General features: G+C 36.7%; 34 protein-coding genes. 2 read left to right on the forward strand and 32 right to left on the reverse strand.

Annotation, left to right across the window (positions count from 1 at the left end; translation table 11 throughout):
- Nucleotides 1–7 precede the first annotated feature (7 nt).
- The 25 genes from secY to rpsL form a co-directional block, all read right to left on the reverse strand.
- Nucleotides 8–1,303, reverse strand: a complete 1,296-nt coding sequence (secY, locus tag CS873_RS07390; RefSeq protein WP_099975192.1) for a preprotein translocase subunit SecY — start codon at nt 1,301–1,303, stop codon at nt 8–10.
- A gap of 1 nt (nt 1,304) precedes the next feature.
- Nucleotides 1,305–1,745 (reverse strand): 50S ribosomal protein L15, encoded by a 441-nt coding sequence (gene rplO, locus CS873_RS07395; RefSeq protein WP_099975193.1) that lies wholly within the window; start codon nt 1,743–1,745, stop codon nt 1,305–1,307.
- Between the two features lie 27 nt (nt 1,746–1,772).
- Nucleotides 1,773–1,958: a 50S ribosomal protein L30 gene (gene rpmD, locus CS873_RS07400; protein ID WP_099975194.1), complete on the reverse strand. Its 186-nt coding sequence runs from the start codon at nt 1,956–1,958 to the stop codon at nt 1,773–1,775.
- 17 nt (nt 1,959–1,975) lie between these two features.
- Nucleotides 1,976–2,476, reverse strand: a complete 501-nt coding sequence (rpsE, locus tag CS873_RS07405; RefSeq protein WP_099975195.1) for a 30S ribosomal protein S5 — start codon at nt 2,474–2,476, stop codon at nt 1,976–1,978.
- 18 nt (nt 2,477–2,494) lie between these two features.
- On the reverse strand, nt 2,495–2,860 hold the full coding sequence (gene rplR, locus CS873_RS07410; protein WP_277750447.1) for a 50S ribosomal protein L18: 366 nt from the start codon (nt 2,858–2,860) through the stop codon (nt 2,495–2,497).
- Between the two features lie 21 nt (nt 2,861–2,881).
- Entirely contained in the window at nt 2,882–3,412 is a 531-nt protein-coding gene (gene rplF, locus CS873_RS07415; RefSeq protein WP_099975197.1) for a 50S ribosomal protein L6, read from the reverse strand.
- Nucleotides 3,413–3,441: 29 nt separating this feature from the next.
- A complete protein-coding gene (gene rpsH / locus CS873_RS07420; protein WP_099975198.1) occupies nt 3,442–3,840 on the reverse strand; it encodes a 30S ribosomal protein S8 in 399 nt (132 codons plus the stop codon).
- A 29-nt stretch (nt 3,841–3,869) separates the two neighbouring features.
- The gene (locus CS873_RS07425; RefSeq protein WP_099975199.1) at nt 3,870–4,055 is read right to left on the reverse strand and encodes a type Z 30S ribosomal protein S14; all 186 of its coding nucleotides are present in this window, start codon (nt 4,053–4,055) and stop codon (nt 3,870–3,872) included.
- Nucleotides 4,056–4,072: 17 nt separating this feature from the next.
- The gene (rplE, locus tag CS873_RS07430; RefSeq protein ID WP_099975200.1) at nt 4,073–4,615 is read right to left on the reverse strand and encodes a 50S ribosomal protein L5; all 543 of its coding nucleotides are present in this window, start codon (nt 4,613–4,615) and stop codon (nt 4,073–4,075) included.
- Nucleotides 4,616–4,632: 17 nt separating this feature from the next.
- The gene (rplX, locus tag CS873_RS07435) at nt 4,633–4,890 is read right to left on the reverse strand and encodes a 50S ribosomal protein L24 (RefSeq protein WP_099975201.1); all 258 of its coding nucleotides are present in this window, start codon (nt 4,888–4,890) and stop codon (nt 4,633–4,635) included.
- A 28-nt stretch (nt 4,891–4,918) separates the two neighbouring features.
- The gene (gene rplN, locus CS873_RS07440; protein WP_099975202.1) at nt 4,919–5,287 is read right to left on the reverse strand and encodes a 50S ribosomal protein L14; all 369 of its coding nucleotides are present in this window, start codon (nt 5,285–5,287) and stop codon (nt 4,919–4,921) included.
- A gap of 32 nt (nt 5,288–5,319) precedes the next feature.
- Complete coding sequence (gene rpsQ / locus CS873_RS07445) at nt 5,320–5,589, reverse strand: 30S ribosomal protein S17 (RefSeq protein WP_099975203.1); 270 nt, start codon at nt 5,587–5,589, stop codon at nt 5,320–5,322.
- Between the two features lie 23 nt (nt 5,590–5,612).
- Nucleotides 5,613–5,807 (reverse strand): 50S ribosomal protein L29, encoded by a 195-nt coding sequence (gene rpmC, locus CS873_RS07450; RefSeq protein ID WP_099975204.1) that lies wholly within the window; start codon nt 5,805–5,807, stop codon nt 5,613–5,615.
- Nucleotides 5,797–6,225 (reverse strand): 50S ribosomal protein L16, encoded by a 429-nt coding sequence (gene rplP, locus CS873_RS07455; RefSeq protein ID WP_099975205.1) that lies wholly within the window; start codon nt 6,223–6,225, stop codon nt 5,797–5,799. The genes rpmC and rplP overlap by 11 nt, the downstream gene beginning before the upstream one ends.
- A gap of 3 nt (nt 6,226–6,228) precedes the next feature.
- A complete protein-coding gene (gene rpsC, locus CS873_RS07460; RefSeq protein ID WP_099975206.1) occupies nt 6,229–6,900 on the reverse strand; it encodes a 30S ribosomal protein S3 in 672 nt (223 codons plus the stop codon).
- A gap of 18 nt (nt 6,901–6,918) precedes the next feature.
- The gene (rplV, locus tag CS873_RS07465; RefSeq protein ID WP_099975207.1) at nt 6,919–7,266 is read right to left on the reverse strand and encodes a 50S ribosomal protein L22; all 348 of its coding nucleotides are present in this window, start codon (nt 7,264–7,266) and stop codon (nt 6,919–6,921) included.
- 19 nt (nt 7,267–7,285) lie between these two features.
- Nucleotides 7,286–7,561 carry a 30S ribosomal protein S19 gene (gene rpsS / locus CS873_RS07470; protein WP_099975208.1) on the reverse strand — a complete coding sequence of 92 codons (276 nt, stop codon included), beginning with the start codon at nt 7,559–7,561 and terminating at the stop codon, nt 7,286–7,288.
- Between the two features lie 35 nt (nt 7,562–7,596).
- Complete coding sequence (gene rplB / locus CS873_RS07475) at nt 7,597–8,430, reverse strand: 50S ribosomal protein L2 (protein WP_099975209.1); 834 nt, start codon at nt 8,428–8,430, stop codon at nt 7,597–7,599.
- A 19-nt stretch (nt 8,431–8,449) separates the two neighbouring features.
- On the reverse strand, nt 8,450–8,737 hold the full coding sequence (gene rplW, locus CS873_RS07480; protein ID WP_099975210.1) for a 50S ribosomal protein L23: 288 nt from the start codon (nt 8,735–8,737) through the stop codon (nt 8,450–8,452).
- Nucleotides 8,737–9,360 carry a 50S ribosomal protein L4 gene (gene rplD, locus CS873_RS07485; protein ID WP_099975211.1) on the reverse strand — a complete coding sequence of 208 codons (624 nt, stop codon included), beginning with the start codon at nt 9,358–9,360 and terminating at the stop codon, nt 8,737–8,739. The genes rplW and rplD overlap by 1 nt, the downstream gene beginning before the upstream one ends.
- Nucleotides 9,361–9,378: 18 nt before the next feature.
- Entirely contained in the window at nt 9,379–10,017 is a 639-nt protein-coding gene (rplC, locus tag CS873_RS07490; RefSeq protein WP_099975212.1) for a 50S ribosomal protein L3, read from the reverse strand.
- 37 nt (nt 10,018–10,054) lie between these two features.
- Entirely contained in the window at nt 10,055–10,363 is a 309-nt protein-coding gene (gene rpsJ, locus CS873_RS07495; RefSeq protein WP_099975213.1) for a 30S ribosomal protein S10, read from the reverse strand.
- 281 nt (nt 10,364–10,644) lie between these two features.
- Nucleotides 10,645–12,744 (reverse strand): elongation factor G, encoded by a 2,100-nt coding sequence (gene fusA, locus CS873_RS07500; RefSeq protein ID WP_099975214.1) that lies wholly within the window; start codon nt 12,742–12,744, stop codon nt 10,645–10,647.
- Nucleotides 12,745–12,779: 35 nt separating this feature from the next.
- On the reverse strand, nt 12,780–13,250 hold the full coding sequence (rpsG, locus tag CS873_RS07505) for a 30S ribosomal protein S7 (RefSeq protein ID WP_099975215.1): 471 nt from the start codon (nt 13,248–13,250) through the stop codon (nt 12,780–12,782).
- 65 nt (nt 13,251–13,315) lie between these two features.
- Nucleotides 13,316–13,726, reverse strand: coding sequence for a 30S ribosomal protein S12 (gene rpsL, locus CS873_RS07510; protein ID WP_099975216.1), 411 nt, complete (start codon nt 13,724–13,726; stop codon nt 13,316–13,318).
- Nucleotides 13,727–13,969: 243 nt separating this feature from the next.
- Here rpsL and CS873_RS08365 point away from each other — a divergent pair, with 243 nt between their 5' ends.
- Entirely contained in the window at nt 13,970–14,632 is a 663-nt protein-coding gene (locus CS873_RS08365) for a prepilin peptidase (protein WP_099975217.1), read from the forward strand.
- A 118-nt stretch (nt 14,633–14,750) separates the two neighbouring features.
- Here the strand turns inward: CS873_RS08365 and CS873_RS07520 are convergent, their stop codons facing one another.
- The 6 genes from CS873_RS07520 to CS873_RS08255 form a co-directional block, all read right to left on the reverse strand.
- Nucleotides 14,751–15,455 (reverse strand): alpha/beta hydrolase, encoded by a 705-nt coding sequence (locus CS873_RS07520; protein WP_169922467.1) that lies wholly within the window; start codon nt 15,453–15,455, stop codon nt 14,751–14,753.
- 392 nt (nt 15,456–15,847) lie between these two features.
- Complete coding sequence (locus tag CS873_RS07530) at nt 15,848–16,069, reverse strand: SGNH/GDSL hydrolase family protein (protein WP_099975220.1); 222 nt, start codon at nt 16,067–16,069, stop codon at nt 15,848–15,850.
- Nucleotides 16,062–16,547, reverse strand: coding sequence for a PTS sugar transporter subunit IIA (locus CS873_RS07535; protein ID WP_099975221.1), 486 nt, complete (start codon nt 16,545–16,547; stop codon nt 16,062–16,064). Before CS873_RS07535 ends, CS873_RS07530 begins: the two co-directional genes overlap by 8 nt.
- Nucleotides 16,548–16,839: 292 nt before the next feature.
- Nucleotides 16,840–18,210 carry an alpha-glucosidase gene (locus CS873_RS07540; RefSeq protein WP_342743835.1) on the reverse strand — a complete coding sequence of 457 codons (1,371 nt, stop codon included), beginning with the start codon at nt 18,208–18,210 and terminating at the stop codon, nt 16,840–16,842.
- A gap of 10 nt (nt 18,211–18,220) precedes the next feature.
- A complete protein-coding gene (locus CS873_RS07545) occupies nt 18,221–19,309 on the reverse strand; it encodes a PTS transporter subunit EIIC (protein ID WP_245823052.1) in 1,089 nt (362 codons plus the stop codon).
- Between the two features lie 40 nt (nt 19,310–19,349).
- Nucleotides 19,350–19,703 carry a PTS transporter subunit EIIB gene (locus tag CS873_RS08255; protein ID WP_245823053.1) on the reverse strand — a complete coding sequence of 118 codons (354 nt, stop codon included), beginning with the start codon at nt 19,701–19,703 and terminating at the stop codon, nt 19,350–19,352.
- 162 nt (nt 19,704–19,865) lie between these two features.
- On the opposite strand from CS873_RS08255, the gene treR reads away from it, so the two are divergent.
- A complete protein-coding gene (gene treR, locus CS873_RS07550; RefSeq protein ID WP_169922468.1) occupies nt 19,866–20,588 on the forward strand; it encodes a trehalose operon repressor in 723 nt (240 codons plus the stop codon).
- Nucleotides 20,589–20,626: 38 nt separating this feature from the next.
- Here treR and rpoC read toward each other — a convergent pair whose 3' ends face one another.
- The gene (rpoC, locus tag CS873_RS07555) at nt 20,627–24,310 is read right to left on the reverse strand and encodes a DNA-directed RNA polymerase subunit beta' (protein ID WP_099975223.1); all 3,684 of its coding nucleotides are present in this window, start codon (nt 24,308–24,310) and stop codon (nt 20,627–20,629) included.
- Nucleotides 24,311–24,339 lie beyond the last annotated feature (29 nt).

Below are 24,339 nucleotides of genomic sequence, written 5' to 3' on the forward strand. Positions count from 1 at the left end.
TCTCCCATTATCTAATGAAGCCAACGTATTCACGTTTCTTCAATAATCCTTTTAGTTGACGGTCCATTTCTAGAGTAACACCAACAACGATTAGTAAACTTGTACCACCTAATCCGATGGATTGAGGTAGTGAGAATAATTTAGTTGCTAATAATGGAATAAGAGCAACAATACCTAAGAATACTGAACCGACTGTTGAAAGTCTCATTAGAACACCGTTCATAAAACTAATAGTTTCATTACCAGGCCATATACCAGGGATATATGCCCCTTGCTTTTGCAAGTTTTCTGAAAGTTTTTCAGGGTTAACTTGAACAAAAGCGTAAAAGAATGTAAATAGAACAATTAACAATGTATAAATTGCAATACCTGTATATGTAGTCAAACTAAAAATTTCTGCTAATACTTTATACCATGTTTCTGTACCATGTGAGTTTTGGAACGCCATCAAAATTGTTTGAGGTGTAACAATAAACGAACTGGCAAAGATAACAGGAATAACACCAGCAACGTTAACTTTCAATGGTAGGAAACTTTCGCTACCACTTCCAGCTGCACGTCTTGTGTATTGAATTGGAATTCTTCTACTTGCTTGTTGTACATAAGTAACGAATTGAATTACAAGTAATATAACAATTACAAGAAGAATCATCCAACCAATATTTTTAGCTAAATCTGATTGATTAGCTTGTCCAATATATGTTTGATACAAGCCTTGAATTTGGTTTGGAAGTCTTGAAATGATACCAGCAAAGATAATTACTGAGACACCATTACCAAGACCCTTATCAGTGATTTGTTCACCGATCCAAGTTAGAAGCATTGTACCACCAGTAAGAATAATACTGATAGAAACATAAGCAGAGACATTTGGTGATTTAACTAGACCTAAACCACTAAGTTGGTTAAATCCAGCTGTAATACCGATGGCCTGAACAAGTCCTAACACAATTGTTAGATAACGAGTTACTTGATTAAGTTTTCTACGTCCTACTTCGCCTTGTTTACTCCACTCTACAAACTTAGGAACAATGTCCATTTGTAAAAGTTGAACAACAATCTGTGCAGTAATGAATGGTGAAACACCCATAGAAAAGATTGAGTAACTTGCAAGTCCACCACCGGTAACAGTATCAAGAAATGATACCAAACCAGTGTTAGCAACACTTGATAAAGCTGAGGCATTAATACCGGGCACTGTTATTTGTGTACCTAATCTATAAATAACTAGTAGCATTAAAGTAAATAGCATCTTTGATCGAATTTCTTTTACTTTGAATGCCTCTCTAAGAGTTTTAAACATATTAGATAACCTCTACAGTTCCACCAGCAGCTTCGATTGCTTTTGTAGCAGCATCAGAGCTCTTAGCAACTTTAACAGTTAGCTTAGCTTTAACTTCGCCGTTAGCAAGTAATTTTACACCGTTTAGTTCTTTCTTAATGATGCCTGCTTCTTTTAATGTTTGTACATTAATTTCAGAGCCATCTTTAAAAGTACTTAAATCACTTAGATTTACAATTGCGTATTCCTTGCGGTTAATGTTATTAAATCCACGTTTTGGCATACGACGGAACAATGGCATTTGTCCACCTTCAAAACCTATACGTGTTTTACCACCAGATCTTGCTAGTTGACCTTTTTGACCACGACCAGCAGTCTTACCTGTACCACTTGAAGTTCCACGTCCTAGACGTTTTCTTGAATGTCTTGAACCTGCGGTTGGTTTAAGTTCATGAAGTTCCATTGATTGCACCTCCTAATCTTTTAAATATTAATCTTTTACTTCTTCAACGCTCACTAAATGAGCAATTTTCAATACAGCACCGCGTGTTGCTGGATCATCCGGCTTAACAACTGAACTATTAACTCTTCCAAGTCCTAGTTCTTTAACAATTTTACGTTGAGCAGGAAGGCGGTGAGCTGCACTTCTGATAAGAGTAACTTTAAGTTTAGCCATTATTACACACCTTTCTTCTAGTTAAGCAAGTTTTCAGCTGGGATTCCACGCATTTCAGAAACACCTTCAGCTGTTTTTAGATTCTTTAATCCATCGATTGTAGCACGGATAACGTTAATTGGTGTATTTCTTCCAAGTGATTTACTTGTAATATCACCAACACCAGCTAATTCTAATACGGCACGAACTGAACCACCAGCGGCAATTCCTGAACCTTCGATAGCAGGTTTAAGTAGGATGTTACCAGCACCATATTTACCGATAATTTCATGCGGAATAGTTGAACCAACCATTGGTACTTCGATTAGGTTCTTCTTAGCATCTTCAACCGCTTTACGAATAGCTTCAGGAACTTCTTGAGCTTTACCAGTTCCGAAACCTACGTGACCATTTTTATCACCAACAATTACAATTGCAGCAAAACGTAGACGACGTCCACCTTTAACAACTTTTGTAACACGGTTGATAGAAACAACGCGATCTTCTAATTCGAATTGATTTGGATCGATATAAGTCATATGTTTGGTTTCCTCCTTTTAGAATTTTAGTCCGTTTTCACGAGCTGCTTCGGCAAGACTTTGTACACGACCATGATAAATGTATCCACCACGATCAAAGACTACGTCTTCAACTTTTGCTGCTTTGGCTCTTTGGGCAACTAATGCACCAACAGCCGCTGCTTGTTCAACTTTTGAACTGTCTTTAACTTCTTTATCAAGAGTTGAGGCACTTGCTAGCGTTACACCCTTTACGTCATCAATTACTTGAGCGTAAATGTTTTTATTAGAACGGAATACGTTTAAGCGTGGGCGCTCAGCAGTACCAGAGATTTTTCCACGTACACGTCTTTGACGTTTTTGACGTGCTTTGTTCTTGTCTGGTTTTGTGATCACAATTTTCACCTCATAAATTTTTTACTTTAATTATTTACCAGTTTTACCTTCTTTACGACGTACATATTCGTCAACATAACGAATACCTTTACCTTTATAAGGTTCTGGTGGACGTACATCGCGGATAACAGCAGCAAATTGACCAACAAGTTGCTTACTGATTCCTGAGATAGTTAATTCTGTAGTTGATGGAGCTTCGATTGATACACCTTCTGGTGCGTCCATGTCAACAGGGTGTGAGTAACCAACGTTAAGTGTTAGAGTGTTACCTTTAACTTGTGCACGGTAACCAACACCACGTAGTTCAAGTTTCTTTTCGAAACCTTCTGTTACACCAACAACCATGTTATTTAAGTTAGCACGCATTGTTCCGTGCATAGCTTTGTCATTGTCACTTTCACGTTCAAATTTAGCTTCGTTACCTTCGATAACTAACTTAATCTTATCGCTAAAAGTTCTTGTTAATTCACCCTTTGGGCCTTTAACAGTAATATCGTTATCTTTTTGTGTAATTTCTACTCCTGCTGGAATTTCAATCACTTTATAACCAATACGACTCATTTGTGCACCTCCTTATTCTTTTAAATTAATTACCAGATGTATGCTAGTACTTCGCCACCTACGTGTTGAGCACGAGCTTCTTTGTCTGTAATTACACCTTTTGAAGTTGATAGAAGAGCGATACCTAATCCATTAAGAACCTTAGGTACATTGTCAGAGTCAACATAGCTACGTAGACCTGGTTTTGAAATACGTTTCAAACCAGAAATAACACGTTGTTGATCTCTTCCGTACTTCATGTAAATACGGATTACGCCTTGTTTGTTATCTTCAATAACTTCGTAATCTTTGATAAATCCTTCGTTCTTTAAGATTTCTGAAATGCTTTTTTTCATGTTTGATGCAGGCACTTCTAGAGAATCATGTCTTACCATATTTGCATTACGAATACGTGTTAAGTAATCTGCAATAGGATCAGTCATTACCATTTATTTTACCTCCTTAAAGTTGTTATATTTTACCAACTAGCTTTCTTCATGCCAGGGATTTGACCTTTGTGAGCCAATTCGCGAAGGCAAACACGGCAAAGTTTGAACTTACGATATACAGAATGTGGACGACCACAACGTTGGCATCTTGTGTATTCTTGTGATGAGAATTTTGCTGGTCTATGATTCCGTACTACTTGTGATGTCTTAGCCAATGAATTGTCCTCCTAATTTATTTTGTAAATGGCATTCCGAATTGTGACAATAGTTCACGAGATTCTTCATCTGTGTTTGCTGTTGTAACAATAACGATGTCCAAGCCACGAATTTTGTTTACTTTATCGTAATCAATTTCTGGGAAAACCAATTGTTCTTTGATACCTAATGTATAGTTACCACGTCCATCAAATGAGCGAGTACCAACACCACGGAAATCACGAACACGAGGCAATGCAACATTGATTAGTTTGTCAAGAAAATCATACATACGGTCACCACGTAGGGTAACTTTAGCACCGATTGACATTCCTTCACGAAGTCTAAATCCAGCGATTGATTTCTTAGCTTTTGTAATTAATGGTTTTTGACCAGAAATTAGTCCTAATTCTTCAACGGCTTCGTCTAAATTCTTTGAGTTAGAAATAGCATCACCAACACCCATGTTTAGAACGATTTTTTCGATCTTAGGTGTTTGCATAACTGATGTATAGTTGAATTTTTCTACCAATGCTGGTGTGATTTCATCTACATATCTTGTTTTTAGTGCGTTAACCATTTAGTTTTCTCCTTTCACTATTTATCTTCTGTTTCTTTAGTTGCAGCTTTTGCTGAACCTTTAACTACTTTTACATTTGTTGCTGAAATTGGCATTTCAACATCAATGATTCCGCCTTGAGGCTGTGTGTTACTTGGCTTTGAGTGTTTTTTAACGATATTCATACCCGCAACAATAACTTGGTTTGTACTTGGCATAGCTTTTTTAACTAAACCTTGTTTACCCTTGTCATCACCGGCTAGGATTTGAACATTGTCTCCAGTTTTTACGAACACTATTCAGCACCTCCTGATTTGTTAGGTTTTATAGTACTTCTGGTGCTAGAGATACGATCTTCATAAAATCACTATCACGTAGCTCACGAGCAACTGGTCCAAAGATACGAGTTCCTCTAGGTGTTTTATCAGCATTGATAATTACCGCAGCATTTTCGTCAAATCTGATGTATGAACCATCTGGACGATGTGCTCCTGAAACTGTTCTTACGATAACAGCTTTTACAACATCACCTTTTTTAACAACGCCACCGGGTGTTGCTTGTTTGACAGTAGCAACGATAATGTCACCGATATTAGCTGTCTTGCGACCTGAACCACCAAGAACTTTAATTGTTAGAATTTCACGAGCTCCAGAGTTATCTGCAACTTTTAAACGACTTTCTTGTTGAATCACTTGTTGGTCCTCCTCTCATCGATAATTAATTTTTAGATAATAACTGCTTTTTCGACGATTTCTAATAAACGGAAGCGCTTTGTCTTAGACAAAGGTCGAGTTTCCATGATACGGACAATATCGCCAATCTTAGCTTCGTTGTTAGTATCTTGAACGTAGTACTTTTTAGAATATCTTACACGTTTTCCATAAACTGGGTGTTTCTTATATGTTTCAACAACTACTACAATTGTTTGATCCATTTTATCTGAAACAACACGGCCTTGATATACTTTACGACGGTTACGAGTTTCTTCGCTCAACTTGATATCTCCCTTCACGTTTATTATTTTTCGTTATTCATTTGAATTTGAACTGTTTTTAATCTTGCGATGTTCTTACGAACTGTTCTTAGGCGAGCAGTATTTTCCAATTGGCCAGTAGCTTGTTGGAAACGTAAGTTAAACAATTCTTCTTTATATGTATTAACTTTGTCTTGTAGTTCAGTAGCAGTTAGCTTTGTCATTTCATTAGCCTTCATTATCGCCACCTACCTCACGTTTAACAATTTTTGTTTTAACTGGTAACTTGTGTGCTGCAAGTCTTAGTGCTTCACGAGCGACTTCTTCAGGAACACCAGCTACTTCAAACATTACTTTTTCGCGTTTAACTGGGGCTACCCAACCTGCAGGAGCACCTTTACCGTTACCCATACGAACACCTACACCTTTTGCAGTGTATGATTTATGAGGGAAGATTTTAATCCAAACCTTACCACCACGCTTCATGTAACGAGTCATAGCAACACGAGCTGCTTCGATTTGTCTATTTGAGATCCAGCTTGATGTTGTTGCTTTCAAACCAAATTCTCCAAAATCAACATTCTTTCCACCTTTAGCTTCTCCACGCATCTTTCCACGGAATTCACGACGGTGTTTTACACGTTTTGGTACTAGCATAGATTATTCTCCTTTCCCTTCAGTTTTAGCATCATTTGCAACTGGTTTAGCAGGTAGAACTTCTCCACGATAAATCCATGTTTTAACACCGATATTACCGTAAGTTGTAACTGCTTCAACCCATGCATAATCGATATCTGCTCTAAGAGTGTGCAAAGGAACAGTTCCTTCTGTATGCCATTCTTTACGAGCCATATCTGCACCGTTTAGACGACCAGATAGTTGAACTTTAACACCTTTAGCACCAGCTCTTCTTGAACGAGTAACTGCTTGGCGTTGTGCACGTCTAAAAGCAATACGAGCTTCTAGTTGACGAGCAATACTTTCACCTACTAGTTTTGCATCTAAATCAGGTTTCTTGATTTCAATAATGTTAATATGAATATTTCTATTAACAAGTCTATTTAGTTCATTACGTAATTTTTCAACTTCAGAACCACCTTTACCGATAACCAATCCAGGTTTTGCGGTATGAATTGAAACTGTAACGTTCTTTGCAGTACGTTCGATTTCGATTCTTGATACAGAAGCACTTGAAAGTTTGTCTTCAATATACTTACGGATCTTAAGGTCTTCGTGTAAAAATGTTGAAAAATCTTTTTCTGCGTACCATTTTGAATCCCAATCGCGGATAACTCCGACACGGAATCCAATTGGATTAATTTTTTGACCCACTCAAATTACCTCCAATACTTATTTTTCTTTTACTACTACTGTAATATGACTAGTTCTTTTGTTAATTGGTGATGCTGAACCCTTAGCACGAGGACGGAAACGTTTTAGAGTTGGTCCTTCGTCTACGAAAGCTTCACTAACGTATAGGTTTTGAGCATCTAAATCAAAGTTATGTTCTGCGTTTGCAATAGCAGATTTAAGAGCTTTGGCAACAATTGGAGAGCCTGCTCTAGGTGTGAATTGCAAAATTGCAAGTGCTTCGGCTGCATTTCTGCCTCTGACTAAGTCAATGACCATACGAGCCTTGCGAGGTGCAATACGAACATTTTTTACAACTGCAGTTGCTGATGTAATTTGTTCTGCCATAATTTAGTCTCCCTTCTTATTACTTAGTTTTCTTATCGTCTCCGCCATGACCACGGAAAGTACGTGTTGGTACGAATTCGCCCAACTTGTGTCCAACCATATCTTCTTGAATATAAACTGGGACATGTTTACGTCCGTCATGAACAGCGATTGTATATCCTACGAATGTAGGGAAGATTGTTGAACGTCTTGACCAAGTTTTGATAACTGATTTATTTTCAGTATCTGCTTGTGCTTCAATCTTTTTTAGAAGATGTGCGTCAGCAAATGGTCCCTTTTTTAAACTACGACTCATCTTATGTTCTCCTTCTTATTATTTTTAATAAATAATTACTTACCTTTTCTGTGACGAACGATAAGTTTTTCAGATTTGGCATGTGATGAACGAGTCTTCTTACCAAGAGTTTTCTTACCCCATGGAGACATTGGTGATGGGTGTCCGATAGGAGCTTTACCTTCACCACCACCGTGTGGGTGATCGTTAGGGTTCATAACTGATCCACGAACTGTAGGTCTAATACCCAACCAACGTTTACGTCCAGCTTTACCAATCTTGATTAGATCATGTTGTTCATTACCGATAGCACCAACAGTAGCACGACATGTTGAAAGAATCATACGTACTTCACCTGATGGAAGACGAAGCAATGAATACTTACCGTCTCTACCAAGTAGTTGAATTGATGTACCAGCAGAACGTCCAAGTTGTCCACCTTTACCAGGTTTCATTTCAACATTATGGATAACTGTACCAACTGGAATATTTTCTAGTGGTAATGCATTACCAGGTTTGATATCTGCACCAACACCTGATTCAACAGTTTGTCCTACTTCTAGACCTTTAGGTGCTAGGATGTATGCTTTAACACCATCAGTATAGTGTAGCAATGCAATATTTGCTGTACGATTTGGATCGTATTCAATAGCTTTAACTAAAGCTTTAACACCATCTTTATTACGTTTAAAATCGATTACACGATATTTTTGTTTGTGACCACCACCACGGTGACGAACAGTAATATGACCGTATGAGTTACGACCAGCTGTATGGCTTTGTGATTCTAATAATGTTTTTTCAGGAGTAGTTTTTGTAATCTCTGAAAAATCAGAACCCGTCATATTACGACGACCATTTGTGGTTGGTTTATACTTGATAATCGCCATTTATGTGATCCTCCTTAATTTATTCTTCGTCGAAAATCTTAATTTCGTCTGAATCTTCTGTAAGAGTAATGATTGCTTTACGGCGTTTGTTAGTTAATCCAACATAACGACCAACACGTTTCTTCTTACCAGCAATATTCATGATATTTACTTTTTTAACTTGAACACCGAATACTTCTTCAATTGCTTGTCTTACAAGCACTTTGTTGGCATCAACAGCAACTTCGAAAGTATATTTCTTGTCTGCCATTGCGTCCATTGAACTTTCAGTGATTACAGGTCGAATAATTACGTCTCTTGCGTTCATTATCCAAGTACCTCCTCAATCTTAGAAAGTGCTGCTTGAGTTACAACAAGTGTTTTTGCATTGATAACATCTAGTGGGTTAACACCTTCTGGTGAGATCACTTGAACGTTTTCAATATTTCTTGCTGATAAAGCAACGTTATCATTTCCATCTTCTATAACTACAAGTACTTTTTTACCAACACCTACTTTTTCAAGAAGTTGTTTGAATGATTTTGTACTTGGTTTGTCGTAAGAAATTGAATCAATAACAACTAGGTTATTATCAGCTGCTTTTTGTGAAAGAACTGACTTCAATGCTAAACGACTAACTTTCTTTGGAATGTGGTATGCGTATGATCTTGGTGTAGGACCAAATACCACTCCACCACCAACCCATTGTGGTGATCTGATAGAACCTTGACGAGCACGACCTGTACCCTTTTGACGCCATGGTTTTCTACCACCACCACGAACAGCTGAACGGTTCTTAACTGCATGTGTTCCTTGACGTAATGCTGCACGTTGCATGATAACTGCATCTGTAACAACACTGTTATTTGGTTCAATACCAAAAACTGCGTCATTTACTTCAACTTCAGCGCCTTTAGCGCCACTGTCTTTGTAAGCTGTGACTTTAGTCATAACTAATGTCCTCCCTTCCTATTTTTCTTTTTTAACTTTAATTGTTGATTGAATTTTAACTAGTGACTTGTTTGCACCAGGCACATTACCCTTGATCATAATAGCGTTGCGTTCTGCATCAACTTTTACAACTGTAAGGTTTTGTGTAGTAATACGATCGTTACCCATACGTCCAGGTAATGCTTTACCTTTGAATACACGGTTGATAACAGCACCCATTGAACCAGGTCTTCTGTGATATCTTGAACCGTGAGTTTCAGGTCCACGTGATTGACCATGTCTCTTAATGTTACCTTGGAAACCATGTCCCTTACTTGTTCCTGTTACATCTACGATGTCGCCTTCGTTAAAGATATCTACTTTAACTTCGCCACCCATTTCGTAGTCTCCCATTTCTACATCGCGGAACTCGCGAATGTAGTGCTTAGGAGTTGTATTTGCTTTCTCAGCATGACCTTTGGCAGGTTTGTTTGTTAGAACTTCACGACGGTCTTCCAAACCAAGTTGTACGGCTTCGTAACCATCATTTTCAACTGTTTTCAGTTGCATAACAACATTAGGTGTTACTTCAACAACTGTTACGGGAACTAGTTCGCCGTTGTCAGTGAAAATTTGTGTCATTCCGACTTTTTTACCAAGAATTCCTTTTCTGGCCATGTTTGCACCTCCAATAATTTTTTTAAATATTTATTTATTACAATTTAATTTCGATGTCCACACCAGATGGTAGATCTAACTTCATCAATGAATCAACTGTCTTAGGTGATGGATCAACGATGTCGATAAGTCTCTTATGTGTACGCATTTCGAATTGTTCTCTAGAATCTTTATGCTTATGTGGTGAACTCAACACTGTATATAGTGAACGTTCTGTTGGCAATGGAATTGGACCTGAAATTTTTGCTCCAGTTCTCTTTGCTGTTTCCACAATCTTGTCAGCTGATTGATCTAAGATACGATGTTCGTAAGCTTTCAAGCGAATGCGAATTTTTTGACTTGCCATGGGGTTACCTCCTTTTTGTCTCTTTCAAGATGACCGGCTCAATGAAAATATCCGTCACGCTCTGCCGTGGCAAAGCGGCCGGGCGTGTCGCAACCTCTCATTTCGTTGCCGTCGGTATTATTTTAATACCAAAAGCGCGTACTTCTCCCTGAGAAATAACACTCCTATCATATTACCCGAATTCAGCTTTCATATCAAGGCTTTTTTATACTTTTATCTATTATAATTTTGAAAACAAAAAAACAGACAACTCTTTAAAGTTGTCTGTTTTAATTCAAAAATTAATCTTCAACTGGCTTTCCACCATTTTTAGCAATAATTTCTTCTTGAATACCCTTAGGTACTTTTTCGTAGTGATCAAATGTCATTGTAAATGTACCACGTCCTTGTGTTGCTGAACGAAGTGTTGTTGCATATCCAAACATTTCTGATAGAGGAACATATGCATTAACAACTTGTGCATTACCACGAGCTTCCATTCCATCAACACGTCCACGACGAGCATTGATTTGTCCCATAACATCACCAAGGTAATCTTCTGGAGCAACAACTTCAACCTTCATGATAGGTTCAAGAATAACAGCACCAGCACTCTTAGCAGCATTACGTAGAGACATTGAAGCAGCAATCTTAAAGGCTGATTCATTAGAATCGACATCATGGTATGAACCATCATATAGTTTTGCCTTAACATCGATCAATGGATATCCAGCAAGAACACCATTTTCCATTGCTTCTTCTAGTCCTTGTTCAACTGAAGGAATGTATTCACGAGGAACTACACCACCGACGATAGCGTCTTCGAATTCGAATCCTTTACCCTCTTCATTAGGAGTAAATTCAACCCAAACGTCACCATATTGACCTTTACCACCAGATTGACGAACGAACTTACCTTGAGCTTGTGTTGACTTAGTGAATGTTTCACGGTAAGCAACTTGTGGTTCACCAACTTTAGCTGAAACTTTAAATTCACGTTTCATACGGTCAACCATGATATCCAAGTGAAGTTCTCCCATTCCTGAGATCAATGTTTCACCTGTTTCAGGGTTTGTTTCTGCTTGGAAAGTAGGATCTTCTTCAGATAGTTTTTGGATAGCTTCATCCATCTTGTTTCTATCTTCTTTAGATTCTGGTTCAACAGAAACTTGGATAACTGGTTCTGGAATATCAAGTGATTCAAGAATAAGTGGGTGATCAGGATCTGTTAGAGAATCACCTGTTGTTGTATTCTTAAGTCCGATAACAGCAGCAATATCACCAGAGAAAACTTCAGGAATTTCATTACGGTGATTAGAGTGCATTTGTAGCAAACGTCCAACACGTTCACGTTTGTCTTTTGTTGAGTTCAATACGTATGAACCTGATTCTAGAATACCTCTATATACACGGATGTATGTTAGACGTCCAACGAATGGATCTGTTGCAATCTTAAATGCTAGACCAGCAAATGGTTTGCTATCGTCAGCTTTGATTTCAATTTCACTATCGTCTTTAGGATCAGTAGCGTTGTAAGGTTTAACATCTAATGGAGATGGTAGGTAATCTACAACGGCATCCATTAACATTTGAACACCTTTGTTTTTGAAGGCTGAACCAGCAAGAACTGGGAAGAACTTCAAGTCGATTGTTGATTGACGAATAGCAGCTTTGATTTCATCATTGCTTACTTCTTCACCATCAAGATATTTGTCCATGATTGCATCATCAACTTCAGCAAGTGCTTCAATAAGTTCTACACGCTTAGCTTGAGCTTCCTCACGGTATTCTTCTGGAACATCAACTGTATCCCATTTTGAACCTAATTCATCTTCATCGTAAATATCAGCTTTCATTTCGATAAGGTCAATAACACCTTCGAAATTGTCTTCTGCACCAATAGGCATTTGGATAGCATGGGCGTTAGCTTGTAGACGATCGTGTAATGTACTTACAGAGAAGTCAAAGTCAGCACCAATTTTATCCATCTTGTTTACGAATACGATACGAGGAACTGAGTATGTTGTAGCTTGACGCCAAACATTTTCAGTTTGTGGTTCAACACCTGATTGTGCATCAAGAACTGTGATAGCACCATCAAGAACACGAAGTGAACGTTCAACTTCAATAGTGAAATCCACGTGTCCTGGTGTATCAATAATATTGATACGGTGATCTTTCCATTCAGCTGTTGTAGCAGCTGATGTGATTGTAATACCACGTTCTTGTTCTTGTTCCATCCAGTCCATTTGTGAAGCACCATCATGTGTTTCACCGATTTTGTGGATTTTACCAGTATAGTACAAGATACGTTCTGTAGTTGTTGTTTTACCAGCATCAATATGAGCCATGATACCGATATTACGAGTTTCTTCTAATGGAAATTCACGTTTGTTAGCCATTAAAAATGTTCTCCTTTGATTTTTCTATCCATTGATTACCAGCGATAGTGAGCGAAAGCACGGTTGGCATCAGCCATCTTATGTGTATCTTCACGTTTCTTAACAGCTGCACCAGTGTTTTGAGCAGCTTCCATGATTTCGTTAGCTAATCTTTGATCCATTGTGTGTTCACCACGCATACGTGAATAACTTACGATCCAACGTAAACCTAGTGTTGTACGACGATCTGGACGAACTTCGATAGGAATTTGGTAGTTAGAACCACCGATACGGCGAGCTTTAACTTCAAGAACAGGCATAACATTGTTCATTGCTTCTTCAAAGACTTCAATAGGTTCGTTTCCTGTTTGTTCTCTAATAATGTCAAAGGCACTATATAGAATTGTTGAGGCAGTACCTCTTTTACCGTCATACATTAAGTGGTTAATTAGACGAGTAACGATTTTTGAGTTGTAAATTGGATCAGGCAAAACTTCGCGTTTTGGAGCTGGACCTTTTCTAGGCATATTTATTTCCTCCGTAGATATTGTGACTATATGTCATGTTTATTTTATATATTAATTTATTAAGATTATTTAGGTCTCTTTGTACCATATTTTGAACGGCTCTTCATACGGCCATCAACACCGGCTGTATCCAAAGCACCACGGACAACGTGATAACGAACACCGGGTAGATCTTTTACACGACCACCACGAACAAGAACAACACTATGTTCTTGTAGATTATGTCCTTCACCAGGAATATATGCAGTAACTTCGATAAGGTTTGACAATCTAACACGGGCATACTTACGTAGGGCAGAGTTAGGTTTCTTAGGTGTCATAGTACCAACACGAGTAGCAACACCACGTTTTTGAGGTGCTGGATTGTTAGTTGTTTCTTTCTTCATACTGTTGTATCCAAAGTTCAAGGCAGGAGCATTTGATTTTGATGTCAAGCTCTTACGACCTTTACGAACTAATTGATTAATTGTAGGCATTCAAGGTTCCTCCTGATTATTTAAGTACACACATCCAGGTGGTTCATTTTTTTCGAAAAATAATAAACCACTAAATGTGGTGTACACATTGGCTTGTATTTAATAACAAATAATCTTGCTGCTAATAAAAGCACGTCCTTAAGCATATCATCCTAAAAATCTATTGTCAATCAAGTTTCCAACAATTCCGATAGGAAATTTTTGTCCATTGATTATCGTAATATAAATTAGGAGGTACTATATATGATACTTTTTTTATTTTATGTGATTATCTTTTTTCTCGGTGCATGCTGTGCTTCTTTTTTAGCTGTCACCGCACAAGATTTTCCAAATGTAAGTTTGACTCGTCGTTCATCTTGCTCTAATTGTAATAAAACTTTATCAATATTAGATTTAATTCCCGTTTTCAGCTATCTATTTCTATTGGGGAAATGTTCAAACAGTAAAGTAAGAATTCCATATAACACTATTATAGGTGAAATCTTTAGTGGTGTGTTCCTTTTTATTATATTTTACAAACACATGGATACTTTGATGTACATCCCTATTCTTCTAACACTTATTTTGCTATCTTATTCTGACTTTTTCTACAAACACATCTACACAATTTACTATTTAGGATTTATTCCAGCATTATTTTCAAATAATCATAAATATATGTTGGATTGTATTTTGGTTTATATTTTTCTTCTATTGTTCAGTATTATATCTAATGGCTTAGGTCTGGGAGATGTAGAACTGTGTGCAATATTAGCTTTATTCTTTGGATACAGAATTTGTTTATTCATCTTATTAATTAGTTGCGGTTTGTGTATACTACATTTTTTGACAAATAAAAAAAGATCATTTGGATTCATCCCCTATATAACACTGGCAAGCGGAATCATCCTAATAATCTTTATTTAAGTACACCAATAATATTCAACCAATCAACAGATAAATCGACCCATTTAGCTACATGAGTATTTCCGTAATTACCTGCTTTAACATTAATTGTGGATCTATCTGCTAGAGACATTCCATGTTATCCAATACCAAATGCATGAACCTCATAAGGTATTGCGTTTTTATCAAGTTCATCCACATAAACAAGAGGATTCTTAGCAGGAACTAGACTATCTGTCATAGTTGTCCACAAATACGTAGGTTTTGAGTTACTATTGATATTTTTTTGAGCTTGATAGAATTTTTCTGTTGGGTCTATTTTTTTTGCTAAATTTTCATCATTAGGCCAACCAAGTCCCATATCAACAACAGGATATGACAACATTATACCTGCTGGTTCTAGTTTAAGCTCTTGATCAAAAATTACTTCACGTAAATTTTTGTCCATCATATATGAATTAAAGTTAGCAACAACGTGACCTCCTGCAGAAAATCCTAACAATACAACCTTAGATATATCAATATTCTTTTCTTCTGCATGATCATATACCCAGTTCAATGTTACAGCTAATTCTTGCATTGCTAAAGGATATGTAGAATTTTCATCATCGGTCAATTGATAATTGAATACCAACGAATGCATTCCTTCAGCTGCGTATCGCATAGCTACGGGTTGTGATTCAAAATCTGATAAATAAGTAAATCCACCACCAGGGCATATTATGACCAATGGCTTCTTACTTAAATTAACTTCTTCAAGAGCATCATTATCAGCATCATCCAGCCAATAACCATCTATTTCAAATTGTGTATTCTGATAGTTTAAATCAATTTTTTCTTTCATTTTCGACCACCCCATTTTTAAATTGCATAACCACGTTCAAATAATTCAATATCTCTCCATAAATAAATCTCTGTCCTTTATCATTCGGATGTAAGCTATCATCAGATAAACTACTATCATTACCACCGAAATCAATTTGTCGTACAGGCTCAAGTGGTTTATATGGAATCCACATGTCATCTTGTGTATAGCTTTTTCATAGTCAATTTGATGAAGTCCAAGTGAATTAACTTCTTCAAAAAATTCATTACCTATTTTAGCATGTGATATAAACAAAACATTTTCAGGATTAAATCGATTTACGCTTTGAAATAATTGATAAAGAGCACCATAAAATGTCTGGTTATTGCTATCTCCATATTTACCTAATGGTTGATTGCGTCCAAAATCATTTACTCCACCATATGTTTTAATAGTTTTGGGGAAACTTGTAATTCATCTAGACGACTTTGGAAAGGATCATATAAATTACCTATAGTAGAACCTGAAACACCTAAATTTAAAAATTCATCAAATGAATAATACTCATTTAAATAGTCCATATATCTTTTAGTTGCATAACTATTACTAGAATCTGTAATACTATCACCCAGAGCAACATATGTACTATTCATCTTCTGAAACAGTTATAGTACCTATTTCATCACCTGCCGATAGTTCTTTTAGTGAATCATTTACAAGCAAATCCATTCCTGGTAAAACTACTATAACTTCAGTACTTTTGCCCATTTCTTTAACTTTTTCAATATCCATCTTCATAATCGGTTGACCAATATTTACTTTAGTATTTTCTTGTATCAGTTGTTCGAAGGGTTTACCTTCTAATTCAACTGTATCAACTCCAAGATGGACCAAAATTTCAGGACCTAAATCGCTTTTTATTGAAATGGCATGCTTAGTTGGAAAAATACTAGTTACTTTACCTTTAACTGGGCTCAAAATCTCTTCACTGGTTGGTAAAACAGCAAATCCTTCACCCATTGCTCCGGATGCAAAAACATTGTCCGAAATATCTTTTAGTTCTATATAAGTTCCAGAAACGGGGGAAACTATTGGTAATACTTTTTCTTTCTTCTTCAATAATTTAAGCATATTACTTCCTCCAACAATTAATCTTGGAATAAAACAGCTTCATAAGGTCTTAATTTTAATTCGCCATTTTCCAAAATTGTTTCTTTATAATTTGAAAATTTAACTGTTCCCAAATCATCAATTTTGTATACGATATCTTTATCACTGAAATTAGCAATGACAGATATATGATGACTATTTAACTCTCATTTGAAATAAAAAATATCAGGGTTATTCTCATCCAATAATTGATAATTTCCATCTATCAAAATTGGTTCATTTCGACGGAATTCTATCAATTTCTTATAAAAACTCAAAACTCCATCTTTTTTTCTATTTCTGATTCTACAGTTTGAGTGTCTTTATTTATTGCTTTCAACCATGGACTTCCTGTAGTAAATCCGTAATTCTTTTGACTGTCCCATTGCATTGGTAATCTTGAATTTTCTCGTGACTTCTGTTGCAAAATTTCAATTGCCTCTTGAACAGAGCTACCTTTTTCTACCAATTCATGATAAGCATTGATTGATTCTGGATCATTATACTGACTGATATCTGTGAAGTAAGCATTCTTCATAGCTATTTCTTCACCTTGATAAACATATGGGGTACCTTGAAGTCCAAATTCAACTAAAGCCAATAGTTTTGCTGATTCTTCTCGATATTTATTATCATCTAAAAATCTTGAAATTGCTCTAGGCTGATCATGGTTTCCCCAGAATAATGCGTTCCAGCCACCACCATTTTGCATGCCTATTTGCCAATCAGAAATAACTTTTTTAAGATCAACCAATTTATACCCAGACTTAACCCATTTAGCTCCATTGGGGTAATCAACTTTCACATGATGAAATGTAAACGCCATAGTTAATTCTTCTCGATCAGGATTTGTAAACTTGATTGCCTCATCAATGGGTGTAGATGATAATTCTCCAACAGTAAGCATCGAATGCTTTCCAAATACTTCCTCATACATTTCATGTATATATTCATGTACATGTGGACCATTAGTATAAAATTTTCTACCATCATCCATTGAAGTTTCTAGAGTATCATCAGGCATCTCCAATGGTTTAGAGATATTGTTTATAACGTCCAATCTAAAACCAGCAATACCTTTATCAGCCCACCACTTCATCATTTCCATAATTGAAGCTTTCATTTTAGGGTTACGCCAATTCAAATCTGGTTGTGTTCGATCATACAAATGTAGGTAGTATTGATTCAATTTTTCATCGTATTCCCAGGCACTACCACCAAACTTAGATTTCCAATTGTTTGGCTCATGACCATCAACCGGATCTTTCCAAATATAATAATCATGATATGGATTGTCTTTTGAGTAACGACTCATCTTAAACCATTCGTGCTGATCAGAAGTATGGTTAACAACCAAATCCATAATAATCTTCATTCCGCGGTTTCGTGCACCATCCAATAATTGCTCAAAATCATCCATCGTACCAAACTCTGGATTTATTTCGTAGTAGTCAGCAATATCATACCCATTGTCACGACCCGGTGATTTATAGACTGGGTTTAGCCATAAAACCTCAGCTCCCAAATCTTTAAGATAGTCTAAATGACTAATTATTCCTTGAATATCTCCTCCCCCATCACCATTACTATCTTGAAATGAACGTGAATAAATTTGATAAACAGTTGCTTTTTTCCAATCTTTCACAAGTGTTACCTCACTTTTTGCTACCTGGCAATGTAGGTTGTTTCATAGCTTCTCCAGGTTTCATTGAGTTCTTATATCCCCAAACATATGCAACTACGAAAGCTACAACAGTTGAAGCAATAGATGCTGCTAGATAAATGTAGAAGTTAGTTAAATCTCCTGGTTTGTTTGGATCGATAAATGCTGCAAATCCAATCCACGAACTAGCAAATCCAAAGTTATTTCCATGGAATAAACCTGTTATGAATCCACCAACAGCTGATCCGATCAAACCTGTTATGAATACTCGACGATATTTTAGGTTAACACCATAAATTGCTGGTTCTGTAACTCCACAGAATGCTGAAATTGCTGCACCAAAACCTAATTCTTTTAGATCAGTTTTCTTTGTCTTAATAGCAACAGCTAGAACTGCGGCACCTTGAGAAATCATTGTACTACTAATAATAGCGTTCAAATAACTGTGTCCTGATGTTGCCAAATCGTTAGCAACAAGAGGAATAATTCCCCAGTGAAGTCCGAAAATTACCATTACTTGATATAGTCCTCCGATTAGTAATCCAGAAGCCCATCCACTTGTAAGTAGTAACCATTGTAAGAAAGCAGCAATACCTTTTGAGATATTAACAATTGCTGGACCTGTTACGTACAATGTCACAATACTTGCAATAGCAATAACAATTAGCGGTGTAAATATAATTTGTAAATATCCTGGTAACCAACTCTTTACCCATTTGTTAAGTTCTCTAACCATCCATGCTGCTAAAATCATTGGGAAAATTGAGTAACTGTAGTTAACCATCGGGAAGTTTACACTACCAATAGCACCTAATGATTTACCAGCTAAAGCTACAAGTGTTGGATGAACAAGTACTGCACCAACAACTGCAGTTAATATTGGGTCAACTTTTAATTTCAAAGCTGCTGTGTAACCAACTAGTACAGGTAGGAAGAAGAAGGTTGCGTCCCCTATTGCATTAAGTAATATATAAGTTGTACTCTTAGTACTTAGTAAACCTCCTAATTGAGGCATAACTAGAATTGCAAGAATACCTTTCAAGATACCACTGGCAGCCAATGGTCCAATCAAAGGACTCATTGATCCGGTCAAAACACCGATAAATGTATTAACACCAGATTTAGTTAGATTTAGTTAATTGCCAAAGATTTCTCTTACCCTTATTTTCGTTATCAGATGTATCTGTATCAGTTGTTGTACCATCATCACCAGCAAAACCTGCTCCAAGTTTTGCAATTACCGCATCATACACTGCAGTAACTTGATCACCGATAACAACTTGATATTGTCCTGATGCCTTTTGAACATCGATAACACCATTTAGATTTCTAATCTCATCTGTTTGTGCGATGCTCTCATCTTTTAAATAAAAACGAAGACGAGTGATACAATGTATCAAACTCTTTATGTTTTCCTTGCCGCCAACTAAAGATATTATGTTGTCTGCAAGTTCAGAATAATCTTTCTTTGCCATATCCGTTCCCTCCAATTAAAGCGTTTTCATTCCAAGACCCAGTGCACTACCCGTACGTATAGGTGTCGAATGTTTTCATTTATTTTTCTATAATATTTAGAAAATAAATTGTTGTATGTTTATATAAATTTGCATAGTATTATATATATGGAGTTGTTGAGCATGGTAGCTACAAATAAATATGAATATGTTACACACGAGTTAGCTAAAAAAATTGCTTCCGGATTTTATCCTCCAGATACTTTTCTTCCTAGTGAGAAATCATTACAAGAAGAATACCAAGTCTCACGAGATACTATCCGTAAGGCATTGAACACCTTACAGGCACAAAGCATGATTTTAAAAATCAATGGTCGCGGTTCCTTGGTACTGGTAAATGACCAATTCTCTGTACCGGTCTCTAAACTAATCAGTTTGAAAGAAAATTTTGAACTTCATGATATTAATTACGAATCTAAAGTTCTTAAACTTGAAGATATGGACTTGCCTACAAACCATTTCAATACCGACTTTCATTTTGAAAAAGTTCCTGTAACCCATGTTGAGCGTTTAAGAATCATCGATGGCAAACCAGCTATAATCGATAATAATTACGTTCTAAAATCAACGGTTCCAGAAATTCCTATGGAAGTGGCAGAAAATTCACTATTTGAGTATTTTGAAAATACCTTAAAATTGTCAATAGGTTTCGCTGCTAGAACAATGCGTGTAGAAAAAGCTACACCAGAACAATCAAAGATATTAAAGATACCTGTTGATGAACCCTTAGTTTCTATTAGATCATTAACAAGATTAAAAGATACTAGAGTACTAGAATTAACCGAATCGTTCCATATTGCTAGTCAATTTAAATTCTTTGAATATGCTACAAGAACTTCGCTATAACAAAAAAAGAGCCCACCTTTCGGTGAGCTCTTTTTTTATTACAATGTATTTCCATTATCTGATGATAGTGAACTAGATTCTTCAGCTTTCATTTGAGCTTCAATATCTGAAATTGTAAATGCTCCGTTTAAAGAGTTATCTGCCATAGGACCAGTTTTCTTTGGTTCCATGTGGTTATACTTAGCCATACCTGTACCAGCAGGAATAAGTTTACCAATAATAACATTTTCTTTAAGACCAAGAAGTGGATCAACCTTACCTCTGATAGATGCATCAGTAAGAACACGAGTTGTTTCTTGGAAGGAAGCAGCTGACAAGAAACTGTTTGTTTCAAGAGATGCTTTAGTGATACCAAGAAGAACAGGACGTCCTGTAGCAGGAATACCACCCTTGATTAGAGTTTCACGGTTATGATCTGTAAATTGAGAAATATCCATCAATTCACCAGGTAATACATCTGTATCACCAGGATCAAGAATTCTAATCTTTCTAAGCATTTGACGTACCATAACCTCGAAATGCTTATCAGAAATATCAACACCTTGCATACGATAAACTTTTTGAATTTCGCTTAACATATAATTTTCTGTTGTAAGAACATTAGTAATCTTAATCAATTCCTTAGGGTCAATTGAACCTTGTGTTAGTTTAGCACCACGTTCAATAATATCTCCTTCAGCAACAGCAACACTTGATGTATAAGGAACACTATATGTTCTTGTATCAATGTCACCTTCGACTGTGATTTCTTTTGTATGTTCAGCAGGATTTTCGTTGATGGCAGTAATAGTACCATCAACTTCTGAAATTACAGCAAGACCCTTAGGATTTCTTGCTTCAACAATTTCTTGGATACGAGGAAGTCCTTGAGTGATATCATCACCACCGGCAACCCCACCAGTATGGAAGTTACGCATAGTTAGTTGAGTACCTGGTTCACCGATTGATTGAGCAGCAACAGTACCGACTGCTTCACCAATTTCAACTTCTTCACCAGTAGCCAAGTTACGTCCGTAACACTTGTTACATACACCATGACGTGTATCACATGTAAATGCAGAACGTATTGTAACTTCTTCCACACCAGCATCAACAATTTGTTGTGCCATTGCTTCATCCATCATGACATCACGAGGTACAATAACCTCGCCTGTCTTGGGATCAAGAACAGATTTCTTAGTATAACGTCCTACAAGACGATCGTATAGAGGTTCAACTAAATCAGTACCATCATAGATTGTCTTAACAAGTAATCCACGGTCAGTACCACAGTCTTCTTCACGAACGATAACATCTTGAGCAACGTCAACAAGACGACGTGTCAAGTAACCTGAGTTAGCTGTCTTAAGGGCAGTATCAGTCATACCTTTACGAGCACCGTGGGTAGACATGAACATTTCCAAGACAGACAAACCTTCACGGAAGTTTGAAATAACTGGAATTTCCATCATACCACCATTAGGCGCAGCCATAAGTCCACGCATACCGGCTAGTTGAGTAAAGTTTGAGATATTACCACGAGCACCTGAATCACTCATCATTGAAATTGGGTTTGTAGAATCAAATGAGTCAATCAACTTTTGTTGAATATCATCTTTTGTATCATTCCAAACTGCAATAACACGTTCATGACGTTCTTGATCAGTGATCAATCCACGACGGAATTGTTTTGAAATTGCTGCAACTTGTTTATGAGCATTTTCAATAATTTCAGGTTTTTCTTCAAGGTTAGGAACATCTGTAACACCAACTGTTAAACCAGAAATTGTACAGATTGTATATCCTAATTCTTTCATGTCATCAAGAAGTGATGATGTTCTTTGAACTTTGTATACTTTGAATATTTGAGCAATAACATCACTTAAATATCCACTCTTAAGAGGTTCAACTAAATCATTTTCTTCAAGCTTGTCATGAATATTTTCTCCACAATCAAGGAAGAATTTATCAGGAACACCATTTATTAAGTTGTCATCAGTAGGTTCATTCAAGTATGGGAAATCTTCTGGAAGAATCTCATTAAATAGAACTTTACCAACACTAGTTAACATAACTTTATCGCGTTGTTCTGATGTAAATGGTTTCTTAGGCATTGATGAAACTGAGAGTCCAATTCTTGTATGGTAATGTACATCACCATTTAACAATGCAGTATGAACTTCGTTTGCATCCTTGAAAATCTTACCTTCACCAGTCATATTTCTTGTTTCGATTGTTAGGTAGTAGTTACCTAAAACAACGTCTTGAGATGGTGTAACAATAGGCTTACCATCTTTAGGAGCAAGAATATGGTGAGCAGCAAGCATAAGCATTCTTGCTTCAGCTTGTGCTTCATCTGATAGTGGAACGTGAACAGCCATTTGATCTCCATCGAAATCGGCATTGTAAGCTTCACATGCTAATGGATGAAGTCTGATTGACTTACCTTCAACTAGAACTGGTTCAAAAGCTTGAATACCAAGTCTATGCAATGTAGGTGCACGGTTCAATAGAACCGGACGTTCCTTAATTACATATTCTAGTACATCCCAAATGTCATCATCTTGACGATCAATTTTTCTTCTAGCGTTCTTTACGTTTGAAGAAATTTCACGCTTAACAAGTTCATGCATAACAAATGGTTTGAATAATTCAAGTGCCATTTCACGAGGAAGTCCACATTGATAGAACTTCAATGTAGGTCCAACATCAATAACTGAACGACCTGAATAATCAACACGCTTACCAAGTAAGTTTTGACGGAAACGTCCTTGCTTACCTTTAAGCATATGTGAAAGTGATTTAAGTGGACGGTTACCTGGTCCTGTGACCGGACGACCACGACGACCATTATCAATCAAGGCATCTACGGCTTCTTGAAGCATACGTTTTTCATTTTGAACAATGATATTAGGCGCATGTAAATCTAGAAGTCTCTTCAAACGGTTATTACGGTTAATAACACGACGATAAAGATCATTTAGATCAGATGTGGCAAAACGACCACCTTCAAGTTGAACCATCGGACGTAAGTCAGGTGGGATAACAGGAATTGCTTCCATTACCATCCATTCAGGCTTGTTACCTGATTTTTGGAAGGCACTAAGAATATCTAGTCTTCTAATCGCACGAGTACGTTTTTGTCCTTGTGCAGATTTTAAAACTTTACGTAATTCTGTAATTTCAGCATCAATATCTACAAGACTTAATAAGTCACGGATACCTTCAGCACCCATTTCAGCAACGAAATCGTTTCCGAATTCTTCACGTTTATTACGATATTCTGATTCTGTAAGTAATTGTCCACGTTCTAGATCAGAATTTGCAGGATCAATAACTACGTATGATGCAAAATAAATAACTTCTTCAAGATTTCTTGGAGAAATATCTAGTACAAGACCCATTCTTGATGGGATTCCCTTGAAATACCAGATATGTGTAACTGGTGCTGCTAATTCAATATGTGCCATACGTTCACGACGTACTTTTGAACGAGTAACTTCGACACCACAACGATCACAGACGATGCCCTTATAACGAATACGTTTGTATTTACCACAGGCACATTCCCAGTCTTTAGTAGGTCCGAATATTCTTTCGTCAAACAGACCATCTTTTTCTGGCTTTAAAGTACGGTAATTAATTGTTTCTGGTTTTTTAACTTCACCATAAGACCAACTACGGATCTTATCTGAAGATGCTAAACCAATTTGCATACTTTCAAATTTATTAACGTCTATCAAAAGGTAACCTCCTAAGCTTGATGAATTCT

Origin of the sequence: Companilactobacillus metriopterae (assembly GCF_002762335.1) — a bacterium.
Classification (GTDB): Bacteria; Bacillota; Bacilli; order Lactobacillales; family Lactobacillaceae; genus Companilactobacillus; species Companilactobacillus metriopterae.